Source organism: Staphylococcus sp. acrmy (assembly GCF_022690565.1).
GTDB lineage: Bacteria > Bacillota > Bacilli > Staphylococcales > Staphylococcaceae > Staphylococcus > Staphylococcus caledonicus.
Map to the genome: position 1 here is coordinate 1 of NZ_JALCVE010000024.1, position 1105 is coordinate 1105.

Annotated in this window: 1 protein-coding gene; it reads left to right on the plus strand. The window is 32.2% G+C overall.

The window, feature by feature from the left end; all coding sequences use genetic code 11:
- Positions 1-261 precede the first annotated feature (261 nt).
- Positions 262-1105 (plus strand): IS110 family transposase (locus tag FH144_RS12015; protein ID WP_347341119.1); only part of this gene is annotated, 844 nt, incomplete at its 3' end.

Below are 1105 nucleotides of genomic sequence, written 5' to 3' on the forward strand. Positions count from 1 at the left end.
TCCTAAACATACTAAGATTAGCTATGAAGAAATCTATGACGATAGATTTTTTCATAGCTATTTTTTATAGTTATAGAGAGGAGAAGTAGACTGTCCGTTCCCCTGGATTTTAAATCCGTATCCTAAACTAGTCAGCTTTACTCTCGCCTTTTGAAATTCGTTTGTCGTATGTTGGGTTCTTGAAACCGTGTATAGGAAAATGAAATGAGAAAGGTTAAGTAAAGCCCAAGCTTCTCAAAATTATTTAAGGAGGTTTTATTTATCGATTATTTAGGCGTTGATATTGGTAAAAGAAATAGCGTAGTTGCCCATTATAAAGATCGTACATTTCAAAAAGAATTTACCATTCAAAATAATAAGAATGGCTATAATTACTTAATTAAATACTTAAATCATTTGAAACGTCCCCAATTAATTTTTGAAGCAACAGGTATCTATTCAAGAGGCATGGTTCAATTTTGTCGAATAAACCAAATTGACTATGTTGAAATGAATCCGTTAGAAGCTAAATTTAAAACAAGCTCTCTGAGATCTTGGAAAACAGATCAAGCCGATGCCCATAAGTTAGCCCAACTGGGTACGCATTTAGAAATAAACAATACCCCTCAAGCTATAACGTCAGATGTTTTCTTTGAATTACGAGAGCGGACACGATTTCATCTTGAAATCGAAAAAGAACAAAACCATTTAAAAGTTGAAATGATAGAACTCCTTCATCAAACCTTTCCTGGCTTAGAACAATTATTTAAAAGTCGTTATTCAATGATTGCGCTTAATATCGCTGAAATCTTCACTCACCCTGAATTTATACAACAACATGACTTAAATTCATTAACAGACATTATCTTTGCGTCTACAGAAAAAAGCATGTCTTATGAAAAAGCAGAAAAGTATGCGATAAAACTTACTAATATCACTAAAGAAAGCTATCCAACAGTTAATTCCAATTCATTTTTAATTGAGAAAACAAAAGTATTAATTCAACAATTGAAATCTTCGATTCAATTACAAAAACGACTAGATGAAGACATGGTTCAATTAGCTAAACAACTTGATTGTTTCAAAGCGATTAAATCCATTCCAGGCATTGGTGAGTTAACTGCAG